Origin of the sequence: Actinomadura rubteroloni, from assembly GCF_002911665.1 — a bacterium.
In the GTDB taxonomy this organism is placed as follows: Bacteria; Actinomycetota; Actinomycetes; order Streptosporangiales; family Streptosporangiaceae; genus Spirillospora; species Spirillospora rubteroloni.
Window position 1 is genome coordinate 317,555 of the sequence record NZ_MTBP01000004.1, and the last position, 20,290, is coordinate 337,844.

A 20,290-nucleotide genomic window follows, 5' to 3' on the forward strand; every position below is an offset into this window, starting at 1 on the left:
CTCCTTCGTCCTGGGACCGCCGTCGCAGTCTTGATCACCCGAGGAAGGAGGGCCAAACGTCGACACGACCGGAACGCGGCGATATGACGGGAAAGAGGCGTTCCGCTGATGGCGGAACGCCTCTCTCTCGTGCAAATCAGCGCCGTTTTGATGGCGCTATGACCGCTATTGCGGAACCGACGCCACGCCCGGCGCCAGGAACCGGCCGCCGGCCACCTTCTCGGCGATCCCGGCCCGGTCCAGGTACGGGGTGATGCCGCCGAGGTGGAACGGCCAGCCCGCGCCGAGGATCATGCACAGGTCGATGTCCTCGGGCGCCGCGACGACGCCCTCGTCCAGCATGATCCGGATCTCCTCGGCGAGCCCGTTCAGCGCCCGCTCCAGCACCTGCTCCTCGGTGGACGGGTTCGTCCCGCCGCCGAACAGCGCGACCGCCTCCGGGTCCAGCGTGAAGTCCGGCTGGTACACGCCGCGCTTGCCCGCCGCGACGAACTTGGCGAACTTCTCCGACAGCGGGAACCGCTCGGGGAACTTTCCGTGCAGCGTCTCGTTGACGTGCAGCGCGATCGCCGGGCCGACCAGCCCCATGAGCACGAACGGCGGCATCGGCAGCCCGAGCGGCGCGGCGGCGCGCTCGGCCACGTCGATCGGCGTGCCCTCGTCCACCGTCTGGATGATCTCGGCCATCAGGCGCAGCAGGATCCGGTTGACCACGAACGCCGGGGCGTCCTTGACCAGCACCGACGACTTCTTGAGCTGCTTGCCGACCGCGAACGCCGTGGCCAGCGCCGCGTCGTCGGTCCGCTCGCCCCGGACGATCTCCAGCAGCGGCAGCACCGCGACCGGGTTGAAGAAGTGGAAGCCGACGACCCGCTCGGGGTGCGCGAGCTTGGCCGCCATCTCCGACACCGACAGCGACGAGGTGTTGGTCGCGAGGACGCACTCGGGGGAGACGTGCTCCTCGACCTCGGCGAACACCTTCTGCTTGACCGACATCTCCTCGAAGACCGCCTCGATGACGAAGTCGGCGTCGGCGAACGCGTCCTTCGTCAGCGACCCGGTGATGAGGGCCTTCAGCCGGTTGGCCTTGTCGGCCGACACGCGGCCCTTGGCGAGCAGCTTGTCGATCTCGCCGTGCGCGTAGCCGACGCCCTTGTCCAGGCGCTCCTGGTCCAGGTCCGTCAGGACGACCGGGACTTCGAGCCGCCGCGCGAACAGCAGCGCGAGCTGGGACGCCATCAGGCCCGCGCCGACGACGCCGACCTTGGTGACCTTGCGGGCCAGCTCCTTGGCGGGCGCGCCCGCCGGCTTCTTGGCGCGCTTCTGCGTCAGGTCGAACGCGTACAGCCCGGCGCGCAGCTCGTCGCTCATGATGAGGTCGGCGAGCGCCTCGTCCTCGGCGGCGAAGCCTTCGTCGCGGCTGCGGTCCTTGGCCGCCGCGATCAGCTCGATCGCGCGGACGTAGGACGGGGCGGCGCCGTGCAGCTTGCCGTCCAGGTTCCAGCGAGCGAGCGCGACCGCGTCGTCCCACGCCTTGCCCTTGTCGACCTCGGGGCGCGTGACCTCGATCTCGCCCTTCAGGACGCGGGCCGTCCAGGTCAGCGACTCCTCCAGGAAGTCGGCCGACTCGAAGATCGCGTCCGCGATCCCCAGCTCGTGGGCCTGCTTGCCCCGCAGCATGCGGTTCTGCGCGAGCGGGTTGTCGATGACGACCTTGATCGCCTTCTCCGCGCCGATGAGGTTCGGCAGCAGGTACGTCCCGCCCCAGCCCGGGACGAGCCCGAGGAACGCCTCGGGCAGCGCGAACGCCGGGACGCCCGCCGAGATCGTCCGGTAGGTGCAGTGCAGGCCGATCTCGACGCCGCCGCCCATCGCCGCGCCGTTGTAGTACGCGAACGACGGGACGCTCAGCTCGCCGAGCCGCCGGAACACGTCGTGCCCGAGCCGGGCGACGAGACGGGCCTCGTCCTTGTCGCGCACGGACGGGACCCCGTTGAGGTCGGCGCCGACGGCGAAGATGAACGGCTTGCCGGTGACGCCGACCGCCACGAGGTCGTCGCGGGCCTCGATCTGGTCGAGGGCGTCGTTCAGCGCGAGCAGGCCGCGCGGACCGAACGTGCTCGGCTTGGTGTGGTCGAAGCCGTTGTCCAGCGTGATCAGCGCGAGCGTGCCCGCGCCGAACGGCAGCTCGACATCGCGTACGCGCGCGTGCGTGACGACTTCATCGGCGTTGCGATCCTCGCTCGCCAGCAGCGAGCGCCACGTCTCGACGGTACTCACTTCGCGCCCTCCCAGTTCACGTTCTCCCAGAGGACGGTCCCGCCCATGCCCATGCCGACGCACATGGTGGTGAGCCCGTACCGGACGTCGGTGCGCTCGGCGAACAGCCGCGCGAGCTGGTTCATCAGCCGGACGCCGGACGACGCCAGCGGGTGGCCGAGCGCGATCGCGCCGCCCCACGGGTTCACCCGCGCGTCGTCGTCGGCGATCTTGAAGTGCTCCAGGAACGCCAGCACCTGGACGGCGAACGCCTCGTTGATCTCGATGAGGCCGATGTCGTCCATCGTCAGCGAGTTGCGGGCGAGCAGCTTCTCGGTCGCCGGGACCGGCCCGACGCCCATGACCTCGGGCTCGACACCCGCGAACGAGAAGTCGACCAGCCGCATCTTCGGCGCGAGGCCGAGTTCGCGGGCGACGTCCTCGGCGGCGAGCAGGCACGCGGTCGCGCCGTCGTTCAGGCCCGCCGCGTTGCCGGCGGTGACGTTGCCGTGCGGCCGGAACGGCGTCTTGAGCTTGGCCAGGTCCTCCAGCGTGGTGCCCGGACGCGGCGGCTCGTCGGTGGTCGCGAGGCCGTAGCCCTTCTCCACCGAGCGGATCGCGGTCGGCACCAGGTCCGGCTGGATCTTCCCGGCGGCGTAGGCGGCGGCGACCTTCTGCTGGCTGCGGACGGCGTAGGCGTCCGCGCGCTCCTTGGTGATGCCGGGGAACCGGTCGTGCAGGTTCTCGGCGGTCGAGCCCATGACCAGCGCGGAGGTGTCCACGAGCCGGTCGGCGAGGAACCGCGGGTTCGGGTCGACGCCCTCGCCCATCGGGTGCCGTCCCATGTGCTCGACGCCGCCGGCGATCACGACGTCGTAGGAGCCGAAGGAGATCCCGGCCCCGGTCGTCGTGACGGCCGTCATCGCGCCCGCGCACATGCGGTCGATGGCGTAGCCGGGCACGCTCTTGGGCAGCCCGGCGAGGACGGCGGCGGACCGTCCGATGGTCAGGCCCTGGTCGCCGGTCTGGGTGGTCGCGGCGATGGCGACCTCGTCCACCCGCTCCGGCGGGAGGGACGGGTTGCGGCGCATCAGCTCGCGGATGGCGCGCACGACCAGGTCGTCGGCGCGGGTCTCGGCGTACAGGCCCTTCGGGCCCGCCTTGCCGAACGGCGTGCGTACGCCGTCGACGAACACGACGTCACGTGCGGTGCGAGGCACGGGTCGTCCCTCCCTCGGGAATGGGGTCGATCTGTGGATGATCGAGTGGTTGAGCCTCGTGCCGTCCGGAGCGGACGGCACGAGTACCCACACCGGAGATGCTACTCGCTGGTAACCGCTGATGCTACCCACCGGTAACCGACAGCCGTGTTACGTCCGGTTTTGGACTCTTGTCCAGTGGACGCTGGCTGGGTAACGTGTCGGCACAATCGCCGAGGAGGTCGCGGTGGCGCACGCCAGGCCCGTCTATCATCCGGGGCCTCGCCGCCGGGTGTGGCTCCTGCGCGACGTGCTCTCCCTCCTGCTGCGGACCGGCGTCGCCTTCTCCGGCAATCCGCTCGGCGCGGTCCGCCAGATCCGCGAACTGCGCCGCTGGGGCACGACGCTCGCGGGCATCGTCGTCTCGGCCGCCGCCCGCAACCCCGCGCGCACCGCGATCATCGACGACTCGGGCACGCTCACCTTCGCCGAACTGGACGACCGCACCACCCGGCTCGCCGCCGGGCTGCCGCTCACCGGGCCGCGTCCGCGCGTCGGGATCCTGTGCCGCAACCACCGGGGCATCGTGGAGGCGCTGGTCGCGTGCGGCAAGCGCGGCGTCGAGGTCGTCCTGCTCAACACCGGCTTCGGCGCCGGGCAGGTCCGCAACGTGCTCACCGAGATGCGGATGGACCTCATCGTCGCCGACGCCGAGTTCGCGCACCTGCTGCGCGCCGTCCCGCACTCGCTGCGCCGCACGATCGTCTGGACGGACCGCTCGCCCGTCCCCGGCGCGGGCCCGACGATCAACGACATCGTCAACGCGACCCCGGTCAGCCGGATCGCCGTTCCGGACACGCAGCCCCGGACGATCATGCTCAGCTCCGGCACCACCGGACGGCCCAAGGGCGCCCGCCGCCCGCCCCGGCCGGGCCTGTGGCCGCTCGCGTCGATGACGTCCCGGATCCCGCTCCGCGCCCGCCACACCATGATCATCGAGGCGCCGCTGTTCCACACCTGGGGGTATGCCGCGCTCCAGATGGCGTGGGCGCTGCGGGCACCGGTCGTCCTGCACCGCCGGTTCGACCCGTCGCGGACGCTCGCGTCCGTCACCGCGCACGGCAATACCGTCCTGTTCGCCGTGCCGGTCATGCTCCAGCGCATCCTGGACCTGCCGCAGGACGTCCGGGAGGTCTACGACGCGTCCGGGCTCAAGATCGTCGCGCTCAGCGGGTCGGCGCTGCCCGGCGACCTCGCGACCCGCTTCATGGACGTCTTCGGGGACTGCCTCTACAACGTCTACGGCTCCACCGAGGCGTCCTGGGTGTCCATCGCGACCCCGCGCGACCTGCGCATCGACCCCCGGACGGCGGGCCGGGCGCCGCGCAACACCTCGATCGCCGTGCTCAACGACGCCGGCAAGCCCGTCGGGCGCTCCACGATCGGCGAGATCCACGCCGCCAACGAACTGGTCTTCGAGGGGTACACCAGCGGCGACCCGGTGACCGTCCGGGACGGCCTGCTCGCCACCGGCGACCTCGGCCACATCGACCACCACGGCCTGCTGTTCGTGGACGGCCGCAAGGACGGCATGGTCGTCACCGGCGGCGAGAACGTCGTCCCCGGCGAGGTCGAGGACGCGCTGCTGGAACTGCCGCAGATCCACGAGGTCGCCGTGCTCGGCGTGCCCGACGACACCTGGGGGCAGCGGCTCGCCGCCTACGTGGTCCTGCGGCCCGGGGCCGAACTGGACGCCGAGGCCGTCCGGCAGTACGTCCGCGACCGCGTCGCCCGCTACGCCGCGCCGCGCGACGTCCACTTCATCAACGAGCTGCCGCGCAACGCCGTCGGCAAGGTCGTCCACCGGTGGCTCGTCGCGAGCCCCCGCCAGTCGCAGCAGCCCGAGGGCAAGGTGAGCTGGCCGGTGATCCGCCAGCCCACCGAAACCCCGTCCGCCTGACGCCGTCGGCCGTCGGCTGGGGGTCGGCGGGCGGCAGTCGGCGGGGGCGGCGCGGTCGCCGTCAGGCGGACGGGGGAGCGGGCAGGCGCAGGGTGACGATCAGGCCGCCGCCGTCGCGGGGGACGGCCTGGACCGTCCCGCCGTGCGCCCGCACGACCGCCGCGACGATCGAGAGGCCCAGGCCCGCGCCCTCCGCCGAACCCGTCCGGTCGCCCCGCAGCCGCCGGAACGGCTCGAAGATCCGCCCGATCTCGTACGGCGGCACCGGGCGGCCCGTGTTCGACACCCGCAGGAATGGAGCGCCGTCCTCGCGGCCGGTGACGACCTCGACGCGGCCGTCCGGGACGTTGTACTTGACGGCGTTCTCCACCAGGTTCACCGCGCAGCGCTCCAGCAGCACCGGGTCGCCGAACGTCTCGGCGGCGCGCAGCTCGGCGGAGACCTCCAGGCCGTCGGGGGTCTCGATCTGGTCCACGGCGGTGCGGGCGACGTCCGGCAGCGAGACCGGCGCCGCCGTGGCCAACTCCCGCTCGGTCCTGGCCAGCAGCAGCAATCCCTCGATGAGCCGCTCGTGCCGTGCCGTGTTGCCGAGCAGCACCTCGGCGAGGGCCTTGGTCTCGGGCGGGTTGCGGCGGCCCGCGAGCGCGACCTCCAGGACCGTCCGGTTGATCGTCAGGGGGGTGCGCAGCTCGTGCGAGGCGTTCGCGACGAACCTGCGCTGCGCGTCGAACGCCCGGTGCAGGCGGTCCAGCATGCGGTCGAACGTGTCGGCGAGGTCCTTGATCTCGTCCTGCGGGCCCTTGAGCGCGATCCGCTCGTGGAGGGTGCTCTCCGACAGGCGGCGCGCGGTCTCGGTCACCGTGTGCAGCGGGCGCAGCATCCGGCCCGCCATCACATAGCCGATGATCACCGCGAGCAGGCCGAGCGCGATGATGAGCAGCACCGAGCTGCGCAGCAGGTTGTCCAGGACGGCCTCCTTGCGCGCGACGAGCGCCGAGTCGACCTCGCGCTGCGCCGTGGCCAGCATGTTGACCTGGCCCCCCGGGCCGGTCTCGATGCCGCCGCGCTCGTAGGTCACCTGGACGAGGGGCTTGCCGAGCGTGCTGTCGATCGCCCGGACCGTCAGCAGGTACGTCACGCCGACCAGCAGCCCGGCGGATATCAGGAACAACGTTCCGTATACGATCGACAGCCGCGTCCGCACGCTCATCCTCGGCATCACAGCCGGTACCCCGCTCCCGTGACGGTCTCGATGACGGCGGGCTCGCCGAGCTTGCGGCGCAGCGTCGCCATCGTGACCCGGACGACGTTGCTGAACGGGTCCAGATGCTCGTCCCACGCCCGCACCAGCAGCAGCTCCGCGCTCACCACCCCGCCCTCCGCGCGCAGCAGTTCCTCCAGCACCGAGAACTCCTTGCGGGTCAGACGGACCTGCCGGCCGTTGCGGTGGACCGTCCGCCGGTGCGGGTCCAGCCGCACCCCGGACCGCTCCAGGACGGGCGGGACGGGCGGCGCCGACCGGCGGCCGAGCGCCCGGATCCGCGCCACCAGCTCCCCGAACACGAACGGCTTCGGCAGATAGTCGTCGGCGCCGAGGGACAGGCCGTCCACCCGCTCGGTGACGTCCGCCGCCGCCGTCAGCATGAGGATCCGCGCCGGGTGCCGCCGCTCCGCCAGGTCCCGGCAGACGTCGTCGCCGTGGACGGTCGGCAGGTCCCGGTCCAGGACGATCACGTCGTAGTCGGTATGGGACGTGCGCTCCAGCGCCTCGTCCCCGTCGTACACGACGTCGACCGCGAGGGCCTCCTCCCGGAGGCCCTCCGCGATCGCGTCCGCGAGCACCCGCTCGTCCTCGACGATCAGCACGCGCATGTCGTCCCCTCCCCTGACCGGGACGAGCATGACGCGCCGGGCGTTAAACGGAGGTAAGGCTCACCATCCGCCGAAACGGCACCGGTAGCTGACCGACCCCGCGCCGCCCGGCGAGAACGACACCGTGCCGCGCCCGCTCCCGCCGAACGCGCAACTGACCGGCGCGAAGATCCGGACGGTCACGCCCGCCGACTGGCCCGACCGCAGCGTGCCGCCGCCGGACGCCGTCATCCGTCCGGAGACGCCCCGCACGGACCAGCGGACCGTCCCGCCGCGCGCGGTGACGACGATCCGGCACGTCGCGCCGAACGACGTCGCGTGGACGCCCTGGCAGCCGGCCGAGTTGACCGACAGCCGTCCGTGCCCGCCGCCGCTCGACCGCTTCTTCTTGGGCGCGCTCTTCTTCTTCGGCGCGGGCTTCTTCTTGTTGGCCGTCGGCTTCTTCTCCGCCTTCTTCGGCGACGGGGCCGGGGACGGCGTGAACGTCGGCACGTCCGGGCTCGCCGTCGCGACCGGGCTCGCCGCCCCCTGCCGGGGCTTGCCGCCGTCGCCGGGCAGCAGCACGACGAGCGCGAGGATGATCACGACGAGCACGGCCCCGGCCACCAGCAGCAGCCGCGCCTGCCCGACCCCGAGCGCGGCGGGCCGCCGCCGCTTCTTGTCCTCGTCCCCCGGCGGAACCGCGAGCACGGCCGTGGCACCGTCCGGCCCGTCGCCGTCCACGCCGCCCGCCGACGGCATGGGCGCGAAGATCGGCGTCCCACCGGCCGGAGAATCACTGGGCTTGGCCTCAGGCGCCCCGGCCCCACCACCCGCGACGGGCAGATCGAAGACCGTGACGGGCGCGGTGTCCTCACCCCGCTCACCCGCCCCAGCCGCTTCCGGCGCCGCACCAGAACCCGCGTCACCCGCACCCGTAGCGTCCGCAGGCACGGAAGCCGCACCGTCGGGCGCGTCCGCAGCGGGAGCGTCGGCCTCAGCACCTTCAGCCGCCAGGGCACCGGCAGCGACGCCCGCACCCGCAGCGACGGCGGCGGTCTTAGCGCCCGAGCCTTCGTCCGCTGGCGCGGGCTTCTCGCCCTCGGGCGCGTCCGTGACCGGGACGTCGGCCTCAGCGCCTTCGGCTGCCAGAGCACCGGCAGCGACGCCTGCGCCCGCAGCGGCGGCGGTCTTAGCGCCCGAGTTCTCGTCCGCTGGCGCGGGCGTGTCGTTCTCGGGTGTGTCCGTGACTGGGGCGTCGGTCTCGGCGGCCTCGGAAGCCAGGGCACCGGCGGCGAGGCCTGCGCCCGCAGCGGCGGCGGTCTTCGCGTCCGAGTTCTCGTCCGCTGGTGCGGGGGTCTCGTTCTTGGGTGCGTCCGTGGCCGGGGCGTCGGCCTCGGCCGCCAGCGCGCCGGCAGCGACGCCCGCGCCCGCCGCGACGGCGGTGTCGGTCTTCGCGGTCGGGTCCTCCGCCGGTGCGGGAGTCTCGCTTTCGGGCGCTTCCGTGGCCGGAGGCTCGGTGCCCTCGGCCGCCAGGACGCCCGCACTCGCAGCGGCGGCGGTCTTCGCGCGCGAGTCCTCATCGGCCGGCGCGGGGGTTCCGCTCTCGGGCTCGTCCGAGACCGGCGTCTCAGCCTCGGCGCCTTCGGTCGCCAGGACGCCCGCAGCGGCGGCAGGCTGCGCGGACGGGTCTTCACCCGCAGGCGCGTCCGCGTCGGCGGGCGTCTCGGCCGCAGGCACGTCGAAGATGGTGTCGACGGTCGCCGGGGCGCTTTCGACGTCGGCCGTCGCAGGCGACTCCTCAACGTCCGCGTCGGCGGGCGTCTCGGTGACAGGCGTGGTCACGACGGGAATGTCGGTCACGGTGTCGGCCACCGGAGCGTCGGCCTCGGCGGGCTCGGCCACCGGGGCGTCGGTGACCGGGAGGTCGGTGACGGTGTCGGCCGGGGCGGTGTCTGCGGGCGTCTCAGCCGCAGGCACGTCGGTGACGGTGTCGGCAGTCGCCGGGGCGCCTTCCGTGTTCGTCGTCGCGGGCGAGTTCTCGGTCGCCGGGACTTCCGTGCCGGTGGGCGTCTCGGCGGCAGGCGCGTCCACGACGGGACTGTCGGCCGTCGGCGTCTCCGCCGCGTTGTCGGGCACCGGGGTGTCGGTGACGGTGTCGGCCGGGGGCGGGACGTCGCTCGTGCCCTCGGGGGCCGGGGCCGCGGGCGGTGTGGCCGCGAGCGGAAGGTCGAAGGCCGTGACGGCCGGGGGCTCCGGGGCTGGGACGACCGGCGCGGGGGCCGGGGACGTGTCGAAGAGAAGTTCCTCTTCGGCCTCCACGTCGGCGTCGGTGTAGGCGTAGGGGAGGGTCGTCGGGACGGGGGCCGCGTAGAACGGCGGGTCGTCCGGACGGTCCGTGGGCTGCGCGGGCTCGTCGTCCCACAGGGACGCGCCCGTGCCGGGGGGCTCGGGGGCGGAGACCTCGGGGACGGCGCTGAACAGCGGCACTTCCGCGGACGCGGACGCGCCGAACGTGCTCGCCGGGCGGCGCGGCGTGTCCTGCGGCGGCGCGGGACGGCGCGCGGCGGGCGGCGTGTCCTGCGGCGCGGGGCGCGACTCGGGGCCGGGCTGCGCGACCGGGATCGGACGGAACGCCAGCGGCGACCGCAGCGGCGGCGGGGGAGCGGACGGGTCCGGGGCGGGGTCCCGCTCGGCCGGGGTCTGCTCGGCGGCCGGGGGCGCGGCGGGCGGCGCGGGCGGCGGGGGCGCGGCCCGCTTGGGCAGCAGGGCGCGCATCGCCCGCATCCGCAGCCGCTTCTGCCGCTCCTGCGGCTCGTCGAACGCCTCCTCGGGCGCGGACGGCTCCACCGGGGCCGGCGGCGCGGGCGGCGCGGAGGGCACGAGCGAGGAAGAGGACGACGCGGACGGCTCAGCCGGGGCGGACGCGGGCGGCGGCGCGGCGGCGGTCTCCGGCGCGGCCGACACGGCCTTGTGGCACTCGGCCCGCACCAGGTCGGTCAGCCAGTGCTGGAACTGCTCGGGCGGCGGGATGCGGTCGGGCTGCGAGCGCGCGGTGAGCAGCGCGGCCCGCACCGCCTCGACGGCCTGGTCGCGGTCCCCGATGATCTCCTGGGCGTAGGCGAAGAGCCAAGGGCCGTAAACGTTGTAGACGTGGCCGACCGCCCCTGGACGCCGTGCGCGGAGGGCTTCGGTCAGCCGGACGTCGTCGTCGGACGGCGGCGCCCCAGTTTGGCTGGACACCGAACGGATTATTGCGGCATGTACGGACGTCTGTATTGAGATTGGTTCATGTCTTCTGGCATCCGGTTTGTCACCTGGGCAACAGGTTCCGGCGGAGAACGCCGGAACGACGCGCCGGAAGTCCGTCGGCGAGTGCTGTGAAACGCCCGTCCGGAAGCGCCCGGAGGCCCCATGAACAACCGGCAACGGTTATAGGAACGGAACACGGCGCGGACCTCCCGGACCGTCCGGACACCTGCCGCTCACGGACTCTGGTCACGTCCGGCGGGTCCGGTGCATGATGGGGCTGGCCGATGCCGTCCGATTTCGGGGGAGGTGCCCGTCCGCCATGCCCGTGTCACGCCCGGCGCGCGACCGCTGCCGCGAGTTCCTCGGAGTCGGGGACGGTATCCGTTATCTGTTCCCGGCCGCGGCGCGCGGCGGCGGCGCGGGCTACTTCTTCGTGGTGACCGACGACCAGATCAGCGTCCTCACCACCGGCGGGATCGGCCGGGAGAAGCCGAAGAGCGTCTGGGGCACCTATCCGCGCGAGTCGCGGATCGGCCCGGTGCGGCCGGGCGACGGCGTGTTCGAGTTCGACGGCTCGTACTTCGAGATCGACGACCAGTACGTCCCGGTCGTCAACGCCGCCGACGCCGAGGCGTTCGAGCCCGACAGCCTGCCCCGCGACCCCCTGCCCGACCTGTAGGTCAGGACGACGCGGCGCTCTCGGTCCGCTGCGCGGCGGGCCGCCGCTCGGGCGCCGACGACCCCGACTTCCACAGGAAGACGGTCATCACCGGCACGAGGTAGGCGGCCCACATGATGAGCTGGAGCCACGTGATCTGCGGCGTGACGTTGAGGACGCCCTGGAGCAGGTGCTGCACCCAGTCCCCGAACGTCCCGTAGTCGGCGAAGAACAGGCCGGGCCGCAGCGCGACCGACGTCAGGCCGGGCAGGGCGTCGGCTTCTTGCAGGTCGTGGAACCCGTACCCGAACACCCCGGCGGCGACGACGATCAGCGCCGCGCCCGTCCAGGTGAAGAACCGCGCCAGGTTGAGCTTGAGCCCGCCCCGGTACAGCAGGTAGCCGATGACGACGGCCGTCGCGAGCCCGAGCAGCGCCCCGGTGATCGGGACGGCGGACCCGTCGGCGGAGCTGTTGATGTTCGTCCAGAGGAACAGGGCCGTCTCCAGCCCCTCGCGGCCGACGGCGAGCAGCGCGACGACGGCGAGCGCGACCGGCCCGACGTTCAGCGCGTCCGACAGGCGGCCCTCCAGCTCGGCCTTCATGAACCGGGCGGTGCGCCGCATCCAGAAGACCATCCAGGTGACGAGCCCGACCGCGAGGATCGAGAGCGTCCCGCCGAAGAACTCCTGCGTCTTGAACTGCATCTCCGCGGACGCCGCCGACAGGGCGATCCCGAAGCCGACGCTGAGCGCGACGGCGACGCCGACCCCGGCCCACACCGGCCGCAGCGCGTCCCGGCGTCCGGTCCGCACCAGGTAGGCGATGAGGATCGTGACGACGAGCGCGGCCTCCAGGCCCTCGCGCAGGCCGATGAGATAGTTGCCGAGCATCGGCGCGGATCCTTCCCCGGACGACAGACTTAGGTAAACCAAACCTTATTACTGTGCGCCGGGGCAAGGCCAGTGGCAAACCGGACCGACAGGACGTTGGTCACAGGTCACGACGCGGGCGACGGCTTGGCCAGCGCGGCGGCCAGCGGCTCGGCGACCAGACCGATCTGCCACCCGCGCACGCCGAGGCCGCGCAGCGCGTCCCCGACCGTCGCGGCCGACGGCTCGGCGGGCGGCGTCCAGGCCAGCCGCCGGATCGCCTCGGGCTGGACGAGGTTCTCCGCGGGCATTCCGTGCTCGTCCGCCAGGCCCGTCACGACCGCGCGGGCCGCGGTGAGCCGCGCCGCCGCCACCGGGTCGCGTTCGGCCCAGCGGTGCGGGGGCGGCGGACCGTCCCCCGGCACGCTCGCCTCGGGCAGCGCCCGCTCGGGCAGCGCCCGCGCCCGGTGGACCGCGCGCAGCCACTGCGACTGGTGCCGCCGCGCGCCCCGGTTCCGCATGGACGCCAGTTCCTGCAGCTCCGCCGGGGTGCGCGGGGGATTGGTCGCCAGCTCGATGATCGCGGCGTCCTGGAGCACCCGGCCGGGCGACAGGTCGCGCTCCTGCGCGATGCGGTCGCGCGTCTCCCACAGTTCCCGGACGATCCCGAGCGCCCGCCGGTTGCGGACGCGGTGGATCCCCGACGTCCGCCGCCACGGGTCGGCGCGCGGCGCCTTCGGCGGCGCCTCCAGGATCGCCTCGAACTCCTCGACGGCCCAGTCCAGCTTGCCGGACGCCGTGAGCTGCTCGTGGAGCGCGTCGCGCAGCTCGACCAGCAGTTCCACGTCCAGCGCGGCGTACTTCAGCCAGTCCTCCGGGAGCGGACGGGTCGACCAGTCCGCCGCCGAGTGCCCCTTCTCCAGCAGGAACCCGAGGACGTTCTCCACCATCGACCCGAGCCCGACGCGCGGGTAGCCGAGCAGCCGCCCGGCCAGCTCGGTATCGAACAGGCGGTGCGGGACGAGCCCGACCTCGGCCAGGCACGGCAGATCCTGGTTCGCGGCGTGCAGCACCATCTCGGTGCCGGCCAGCGCCGCGTCCAGGCCGGACAGGTCGGGCAGCGCGACGGGGTCGATCAGCGCCGTCCCCGCGCCCGCCCGGCGGAGCTGGATCAGGTACGCGCGCTGGCCGTAGCGGTAGCCCGAGGCCCGTTCGGCGTCGACCGCGACGGGACCGGTCCCGGCCGCGAACGCGGCGATGGCGCGCTCCAGCTCGGCGGGCGCGGTCAGCACCGGCGGGACGCCCTCGCGCGGCTCCAGCAGGGGGACGGCCTCGACGGCCGCGGCGACGGGCGTCGTCGCGGTGCTCTCGCCGGCCGCATCGGTCTCGGACGCTGTACTACCCACGTCTCCTACCGTACGTCGCTCAACGCCCGAAACCGCCCTCGCGGTCCGGCAGGGCGCTCACGCCCGCCGGGGGCAGCCCCGCCGTCGTGCACATGACCTCGCACCACGCGGCGACGTGCCCCGCGAGGTCGTCGCCGGTGGGCGACCACGACGCGCGCAGCTCCAGCTCGGTCGTGGACGGCTCGCCGCCCTTGTCGCCGAAGCTCTCGGAGACGGCCCGGGTGATCGTCCCGGACTCGCCCGCGTACCCGGCGGGCTCCAGCGCCTCCAGCAGCCAGCTCCAGGCGACCGGGCCGATCAGCTCGTCGGCGGCGATGTCGGGCTCCAGGTCGGCCTGGATGTAGGCGACGACGCGGAACCCGTTCGTCCAGCCGTCGCGGCCGGCGGGGTCGTACAGCAGGATCAGCCGCCCGGTGGCGGCCTCGGTGTCGTCGTCGCGCCACACGCTGCCCGACAGCGCCGCCGCGAACGGGGCGAGGCGCTGGGGCGCGGGCATCTCCTCCAGGTCCAGCTCGGGCCGCAGCGGCGGGCCGGCCAGGACGGAGCGCAGCGTGTCGGCGGCGCGGCGGAACTCGTCGGGGACGGCCGCCTCGGCGGGGCGGCGGTCGGGCGGGGGCGGGGTCGGCGGGGTCATGGCCGCACCGGGCGGCGGCACGGGCCGGACCGCCGGGGCCATCGGGGGAGTGAGCGGGGATGCAGGCACAACACGGGGTTTTCGTTTCAAGGACCGGGCCGTCAGGCCGCGGCCCGATCGGCGTGGCACGGCAGGGGGCGGGGGGTGGGTGCGAGGGGGCGCCGACCGGGCGCCGCGGGGCGGTTATCACCGCAGGTGAAGCGGAACACGGGGGCCTCCCTCGCTATGACACGCATCACGTTCGCACGCCGGGACGACAGAATGCGGGACTTCGCTCGGCGTGTCCGGAACTTCGTTCAGCGCCGGGGGGTCGTACCCGAACACCCGCCGCCCCGTGGGACGATCGGTGCGTGGCAGATCACCGTGCCGATTCCACCGTCGCGCCCGCGCAGTCCGAGAGCCTGCGGCAGAGCCCCTTCCTGCGGGCCTGCCGTCGTGAGGCCACCGACCGCACCCCGGTCTGGTTCATGCGCCAGGCGGGCCGGGCCCTGCCCGAGTACCTGCGGGTGCGCGAGGGCGTGCCCATGCTGGAGGCGTGCCGCCGCCCGGACATGGTGGTGGAGATCACACTCCAGCCCGTCCGCCGCTACGGCGTGGACGCCGCGATCCTGTTCAGCGACATCGTGGTGCCGCTGCTTGCCGTCGGGGTCGACCTGGACATCAAGCCGGGCGTCGGCCCGGTCTTCGCCGACCCGATCCGCGACAAGGCCGGGCTGTCGGTGCTGCGCCCGCTGGAGCCCGGCGACGTCGACTCCGTGACCGAGGCCGTGCGCGGGCTGGTCGGGGAACTCGGCGCGACGCCGCTCATCGGGTTCGCGGGGGCGCCGTTCACGCTCGCGTCCTACCTGGTGGAGGGCGGGCCGTCCAAGAGCCACGACCGCACCAAGGCCCTCATGTACGGGGAGCCGGAGCTGTGGGCCGAGCTGATGGAACGGCTCACCGACATCACGATCACGTTCCTGCGGCTCCAGATCGAGGCCGGGGCGAGCGCCGTCCAGCTCTTCGACTCCTGGGCCGGGGCGGTCGCGCCGGTGGACTACCGGACGTCGATCCTGCCCTACTCGCGGCGGATCTTCGACGCGGTGGCCGAGTACGGGGTCCCGCGCATCCACTTCGGCGTCAACACCGGCGAGCTGCTGGCGATGATGGGCGAGGCCGGGGCGGACGTCGTCGGCGTGGACTGGCGCGTCCCGCTGGACGAGGCCGCCCGCCGCGTCGGCCCCGGCAAGGCGCTCCAGGGCAACCTGGACCCGGCCACGCTGTTCACGCCGTGGGAGGTCGTGGAGCGCCGCGCCCGCCGCGTGCTGGCCAAGGGGCAGGCCGCCGAGAGCCACATCTTCAACCTCGGGCACGGCGTCCACCCGGGCACCGACCCCGACAAGCTGACGCGGCTCACCGAGCTGGTCCACGAGCTGTCGGCCCGCTGACGTCCGTCCGCCGCCGTGAAGTTATCCACAGCCGGCGACCCGGTGCGCGGATCGCGGCGGCGTCTGGGAGGGTGGAGGCATGACCAGCTCGCATGTCGCCGTCGTCGGGGGCGGGATCGCGGGCCTCGCCGCGGCCCGGTCGCTCGCCGCGCGGGGCGTGCGGGTGACCGTCCTGGAAGGTTCGCCGCGCGTCGGCGGGAAGCTGCGGATCAGTGAGATCGCCGGGCTCTCCGTGGACGAGGGCGCCGAGTCGATGCTCGCCCGCAGGCCCGAGGGAACGGGGCTGGCGCGTGCGCTCGGGGCGGATCTCGTCCATCCCGGGACGGCCGTGTCGGCGATCCTCAGCCGGGGCGCGCTGCGTCCGCTGCCCGCCGGGCAGGTGATGGGCGTCCCCGCCGACCTCGGCGCGCTCGCGTCGTCGGGGGTGCTGTCGGCGGCCGGGCTCGCCCGCGTCCCGCTCGACCTCGCGCTGCCCGCCACCCGGCGCGGCCGGGACGTGTCGGTCGCGGGGTTCGTCGGGGCCAGGCTCGGCCGCGAGGTCGTGGACCGGCTGGTGGAACCGCTGCTCGGCGGCGTCTACGCGGGCCGCGTCGACCTGCTGTCGCTGGAGTCCGCGATGCCCGCCGTCGCGTCCGCCGCCCGCGCCCACCGCTCGCTGATCACGGCCGTGCGGAGCGTGCGGGCCGCCGCGCCCGCGTCCCCCGGCCCGGTGTTCGCGACGCTGCCGGGCGGGATGGGCACGCTGCCGCCGCTGGTCGCCGCGGCCGTGGAGCGCTCCGGCGGGACCGTCAGGACCGGGGCGCCGGTCCGTGAGCTGCACCGCCGTCCGGACGGGTGGCGGCTCGTCGTCGGGTCCGCGCGCGACCCCGAGGTGATCACCGCCGACGCGGTCGTGCTCGCGCTGCCCGCCGCGCCCGCCGCGCGGCTGCTGGCCGACGACGTCCCGGGCGCCGCCCGCGCGCTGTCGGCGATCGAGTACGCGAGCATGGCGATCGTGACGCTGGCCTACCGGCCGACCGCGTTCCCGCAGGCCCCGTCCCGCAGCGGGTACCTGGTGCCCGCCGTCGAGGGGCGCGAGGTCAAGGCCGTCACCTACAACTCGGTAAAGTGGCCGCACCTGCGCGACCGCGCGCCCGGCCTCGTCGTGGTGCGGTGCTCGATCGGCCGGTTCGGCGACGAGCGGACGCTGCAGCGCGGCGACGACGAGCTGAAGGCGGCGGCGCTCGCCGAACTCGCCCGGACGTCCGGGGTGACCGAACTGCCGGTGGACGCCCGCGTCACGCGGTGGGGCGGCGGGCTCCCGCAGTACAACGTCGGGCACGGCGACCGGGTGGCGCGGATCCGCTCGGCCGTCGCGGCCCAGCCCGGCCTCGCCGTCGCGGGCGCCGCCTACGACGGGGTCGGCATCCCCGCCTGCGTGGCGTCCGCCGAGGCGGCGGCCGGGCGGATACTGGAATTCCTGGAACGTCGAGGAGACGAGCATGAGCGAGCAGCCCGCCAGGCCGAAGGCACGGGACCTCAACCAGGTCATCCGCTACACGATGTGGTCGGTCTTCCGAGTGAGGACGCCCGGTGAGTTCGGCGAGCGCGACGCGGCCGAGGTCCAGTCCGTCCTGGACCAGGCCGCCGAGAAGGACGTGGTGACGCGCGGCGCCTACGACGTCTCGGGCCTGCGCGCCGACGCCGACTACCTGTTCTGGTGGCATGCCCCGACCGCCGAGGACCTCCAGGAGGTCTACACCCGGTTCCGCCGGACGTCGGTCGGCCGCGCCAGCGACCCGGTGTGGTCGCAGATGGCGCTGCACCGGCCCGCCGAGTTCAACAAGAGCCACGTCCCGGCGTTCCTCGCCGAGGAGGAGGCCCGCGCGTACGTGTGCGTGTACCCGTTCGTCCGGTCCTACGACTGGTACCTGCTGCCGGACGAGGAGCGCCGCGCGATGCTCGCCGAGCACGGCAAGATGGCGCGCGGCTACCCCGACGTCCGGGCGAACACGGTCTCGTCGTTCGCGCTCGGCGACTACGAGTGGATGCTGGCGTTCGAGGCCGACGAACTCCACCGCATCGTGGACCTGATGCGCCACCTGCGCGGCTCCCGCGCACGCCTGCACGTCCGCGAGGAGGTGCCCTTCTACACCGGCCGCCGCCGCGAGATCGGCGAACTCATCGCGTCCCTCCCGTAACCCCCGCCCCACGCCCGCCCGCGCCGCTGACCGTGCCTGGTCGTTGCGGCGCGGGCGGTGGTGTTACTCGGCGGGTTCCAGGGTCACGGAGATCGAGTTGATGCAGTAGCGGTCGTCGGTCGGGGTCTCGTAGCCCTCGCCGTGGAAGACGTGGCCCAGGTGGGAGTCACAGCGGGCGCAGCGGACCTCGATGCGCGTCATGCCGAGCGAGCTGTCCTCCAGGAGGACGACCGCCTCGGATTTCGAGGGCTCGAAGAACGACGGCCATCCGCAGTGCGAGTCGAACTTGGCGTCCGAGCGGAACAGCTCGGCGCCGCAGGCGCGGCAGCGGTAGACGCCGACGGTCTTGGTGTCGGTGTACTCGCCGGTGAACGGACGTTCGGTCCCGGCCTCGCGCAGGACGTGGAACTCCTCCGGGCTGAGCTGCGCCCGCCACTCCGCGTCGGTCTTGCGGATCTTCTCCATGCGTCCGACGGTACCTCGCGGGCGGTCGCGGGCCGCCGCCGAGGGCGGTCCCGGGGAACGTCGTACCCGTGGGTTAACGTGCCGTTATGGCTTCGCCCTTCATCGAGATCCCGGTCGGGGATCGGCTCGTCAAGGTGAGCAACCCCGACCGCGTCTACTTCCCGGAGCACGGCTTCACCAAGCGGATGGTGGTGGAGTACTACCTGGCGGTCGGCGACGGGATCCTGCGCGCCACGCGGAACCGCCCGACGACGCTGGAGCGGTGGCCGTCGGGGGTGTTCGAGGGCGCGCGGCTCGCGACGCGGGCCGACGGGCGCAACGCGGACGCGTTCTACCAGAAGCGCGTGCCCAAGGGCGCGCCCGACTGGGTGGAGACCGCGCGGATCGACTTCCCGTCCGGCCGGTCGGCCGACGAGGTGTGTCCGGGCGAACTCGCGGTGGTCGCGTGGGCGGCCAACCTCGGGACGCTGACGTTCCACCCGTGGCCCGTCCGCGCCGGCGACGTCGACCGTCCCGACGAGCTGCGGATCGACCTCGACCCGCAGCCCGGCACGACCTTCGCCGACGCGGTGCGGGTCGCGCTCGGCCCCGCCCGCGACCTGCTGGACGAGCTGGGCTACACCGGGTTCGTGAAGACGTCGGGCAAGCACGGCGTCCACATCTACGTCCGGATCGAGCCGCGCTGGACGTTCACCGAGGTCCGCCGCGCGGCGCTGGCGTTCGGCCGGGAGATCGAGCGCCGCGCGCCGCGCGAGATCACGACGAAGTGGTGGAAGGAGGAGCGCGGCGAGCAGATCTTCGTGGACTTCAACCAGAACGCGCGCGACCGGACGATCGCGTCGGCGTACAGCGTCCGTCCGGTGCCCGCCGCGACGGTGTCGGCGCCGGTGACGTGGGACGAGCTGCCCGACGTCGCCACCGAGGACTTCACGATCGCGACGATGCCCGCCCGGTTCGCCGAGCTGGGCGACGTCCACGCCGCCATCGACGACCGCGCCTTCTCCCTCGAACCGCTGCTGGCGATGGCCGACCGGGACGAGAACGACCACGGCCTCGGCGACATGCCCTACCCGCCGAACTACCCGAAGATGGAGGGCGAGCCGCGCCGCGTCCAGCCGAGCAAGGCCCGCCGCGACTAGGGACGCGCGGGTCCGGGCCTAGGCGCCGTCCCGGATGGCCGCCGCGAGCGCCGGGCACTGCACCACCGTCGCGCGCCTGCTCGGCGTGCCGGACGTCGAGCTGGACGCCCGCCCCGACGACTGGACGCGGGAGCACTGAGCACGCGCGACCGGTCACCAGGGGACGGGACCGTCCTCGTTGAAGTAGCCGCCGGTCGGGCCGTCGTCGTCGAGGGTGGCGAGCCGCAGGACGACCTTGGCGCCGTCGGCGGCGGTGCGGGAGAAGCCGGGGTGCCGCGCGGCGGACGAGCCTTCCGTGAGGTGGTGGGTGACGCCGGCGGCGAAGTCCGTCGCGCACGGCCCGGGGTCGGCGGTGTTGACGAGCACGCCGTGCGGTCGCAGCTCCTTGGCGTACTGGACGGTCAGCGCGTTGAGCGCGGTTTTCGACGGCGCATAGCTGACGTTCGCCGGAATCCGGGCGAGGTAGTCGGCGGGGTCGCTCATCCGGGCGAGGGAGCCGACGCCGCTGCCGACGTTGACGATCCGTCCGGCGGGGGAGCGCAGGAGCAGCGGCAGCAGCGCGTCCGTCACGCGGACGACGCCGAACACGTTCGTCTCGAAGACGTCCCGCAGCGCGGCGACGTCCGCGCCGCCCGGCTGCGCCGACGCGTGGCGGCCGGAGATCCCGGCGTTGTTGACGAGCACGTCCAGCGCGCCGTGCCGCTCGGCGACCAGCCGCGCGGCGGCGGCGACGGACGCGTCGTCGGTGACGTCCAACGCGACCGGGTGGACGTTGTCGCCCAACTTGGCGGCGGCCGTCGCGCCGCGCACGGGGTCCCGCGATCCGAGCAGGACGGTCATGCCCAGCGCCGCGAGCCCCGCCGCGACCTCGTATCCGATGCCCTTGTTCGCGCCGGTCACCAGCGCGACCTGTTGTCTGATCACGGCTCCAAGACCACCACGGGCCGCTGCGCGCACCAACACCGATCCGCAACCGATTGATACCTTGA

At 73.7% G+C, this 20,290-nt stretch carries 16 protein-coding genes; 6 read left to right on the plus strand and 10 right to left on the minus strand.

Going from position 1 to position 20,290, the window contains the following annotated elements; all coding sequences use genetic code 11:
* Nucleotides 1–165: 165 nt before the first annotated feature.
* A complete protein-coding gene (locus tag BTM25_RS25710; RefSeq protein ID WP_103565594.1) occupies nt 166–2,280 on the minus strand; it encodes a 3-hydroxyacyl-CoA dehydrogenase NAD-binding domain-containing protein in 2,115 nt (704 codons plus the stop codon).
* Nucleotides 2,277–3,479 carry a thiolase family protein gene (locus BTM25_RS25715; RefSeq protein ID WP_103565595.1) on the minus strand — a complete coding sequence of 401 codons (1,203 nt, stop codon included), beginning with the start codon at nt 3,477–3,479 and terminating at the stop codon, nt 2,277–2,279. Before BTM25_RS25715 ends, BTM25_RS25710 begins: the two co-directional genes overlap by 4 nt.
* 226 nt (nt 3,480–3,705) lie before the next feature.
* Between BTM25_RS25715 and BTM25_RS25720 the strand changes: the two genes are divergently transcribed.
* Nucleotides 3,706–5,418, plus strand: coding sequence for an AMP-binding protein (locus tag BTM25_RS25720; protein WP_103565596.1), 1,713 nt, complete (start codon nt 3,706–3,708; stop codon nt 5,416–5,418).
* A gap of 61 nt (nt 5,419–5,479) precedes the next feature.
* Here the strand turns inward: BTM25_RS25720 and BTM25_RS25725 are convergent, their stop codons facing one another.
* From BTM25_RS25725 to BTM25_RS25735, 3 genes are read right to left on the minus strand one after another with little or no spacing between them, the layout of a single operon-like run.
* The gene (locus BTM25_RS25725) at nt 5,480–6,628 is read right to left on the minus strand and encodes a sensor histidine kinase (RefSeq protein ID WP_103565597.1); all 1,149 of its coding nucleotides are present in this window, start codon (nt 6,626–6,628) and stop codon (nt 5,480–5,482) included.
* Between the two features lie 8 nt (nt 6,629–6,636).
* Complete coding sequence (locus BTM25_RS25730; RefSeq protein WP_103565598.1) at nt 6,637–7,290, minus strand: response regulator transcription factor; 654 nt, start codon at nt 7,288–7,290, stop codon at nt 6,637–6,639.
* Between the two features lie 60 nt (nt 7,291–7,350).
* Nucleotides 7,351–10,512: an RNA polymerase sigma factor gene (locus BTM25_RS25735; protein ID WP_103565599.1), complete on the minus strand. Its 3,162-nt coding sequence runs from the start codon at nt 10,510–10,512 to the stop codon at nt 7,351–7,353.
* A gap of 328 nt (nt 10,513–10,840) precedes the next feature.
* Between BTM25_RS25735 and BTM25_RS25740 the strand changes: the two genes are divergently transcribed.
* A complete protein-coding gene (locus BTM25_RS25740) occupies nt 10,841–11,200 on the plus strand; it encodes a hypothetical protein (RefSeq protein WP_103565600.1) in 360 nt (119 codons plus the stop codon).
* 1 nt (nt 11,201) lies between these two features.
* Here the strand turns inward: BTM25_RS25740 and efeU are convergent, their stop codons facing one another.
* The 3 genes from efeU to BTM25_RS25755 all read right to left on the minus strand — a co-directional run bounded on the left by efeU (nt 11,202) and on the right by BTM25_RS25755 (nt 14,090).
* Nucleotides 11,202–12,071: an iron uptake transporter permease EfeU gene (gene efeU / locus BTM25_RS25745; protein WP_103565601.1), complete on the minus strand. Its 870-nt coding sequence runs from the start codon at nt 12,069–12,071 to the stop codon at nt 11,202–11,204.
* Nucleotides 12,072–12,178: 107 nt separating this feature from the next.
* On the minus strand, nt 12,179–13,456 hold the full coding sequence (locus BTM25_RS25750) for a ribonuclease D (protein WP_103565602.1): 1,278 nt from the start codon (nt 13,454–13,456) through the stop codon (nt 12,179–12,181).
* Between the two features lie 19 nt (nt 13,457–13,475).
* A complete protein-coding gene (locus tag BTM25_RS25755) occupies nt 13,476–14,090 on the minus strand; it encodes a DUF3000 domain-containing protein (protein WP_103565603.1) in 615 nt (204 codons plus the stop codon).
* A 350-nt stretch (nt 14,091–14,440) separates the two neighbouring features.
* Here BTM25_RS25755 and hemE point away from each other — a divergent pair, with 350 nt between their 5' ends.
* The 3 genes from hemE to hemQ all read left to right on the plus strand — a co-directional run bounded on the left by hemE (nt 14,441) and on the right by hemQ (nt 17,697).
* Nucleotides 14,441–15,517 carry a uroporphyrinogen decarboxylase gene (hemE, locus tag BTM25_RS25760; RefSeq protein WP_103565604.1) on the plus strand — a complete coding sequence of 359 codons (1,077 nt, stop codon included), beginning with the start codon at nt 14,441–14,443 and terminating at the stop codon, nt 15,515–15,517.
* 79 nt (nt 15,518–15,596) lie between these two features.
* The gene (gene hemG, locus BTM25_RS25765) at nt 15,597–17,093 is read left to right on the plus strand and encodes a protoporphyrinogen oxidase (RefSeq protein WP_103565605.1); all 1,497 of its coding nucleotides are present in this window, start codon (nt 15,597–15,599) and stop codon (nt 17,091–17,093) included.
* Nucleotides 16,999–17,697, plus strand: coding sequence for a hydrogen peroxide-dependent heme synthase (gene hemQ / locus BTM25_RS25770; protein ID WP_103565606.1), 699 nt, complete (start codon nt 16,999–17,001; stop codon nt 17,695–17,697). The genes hemG and hemQ overlap by 95 nt, the downstream gene beginning before the upstream one ends.
* A gap of 63 nt (nt 17,698–17,760) precedes the next feature.
* Here hemQ and msrB read toward each other — a convergent pair whose 3' ends face one another.
* Complete coding sequence (gene msrB, locus BTM25_RS25775; RefSeq protein ID WP_103565607.1) at nt 17,761–18,162, minus strand: peptide-methionine (R)-S-oxide reductase MsrB; 402 nt, start codon at nt 18,160–18,162, stop codon at nt 17,761–17,763.
* An 86-nt stretch (nt 18,163–18,248) separates the two neighbouring features.
* Here msrB and BTM25_RS25780 point away from each other — a divergent pair, with 86 nt between their 5' ends.
* A complete protein-coding gene (locus BTM25_RS25780) occupies nt 18,249–19,301 on the plus strand; it encodes a DNA polymerase domain-containing protein (protein WP_103565608.1) in 1,053 nt (350 codons plus the stop codon).
* A gap of 153 nt (nt 19,302–19,454) precedes the next feature.
* Here BTM25_RS25780 and BTM25_RS25785 read toward each other — a convergent pair whose 3' ends face one another.
* Nucleotides 19,455–20,225 carry an SDR family NAD(P)-dependent oxidoreductase gene (locus tag BTM25_RS25785; RefSeq protein ID WP_103565609.1) on the minus strand — a complete coding sequence of 257 codons (771 nt, stop codon included), beginning with the start codon at nt 20,223–20,225 and terminating at the stop codon, nt 19,455–19,457.
* Nucleotides 20,226–20,290: the final 65 nt, after the last annotated feature.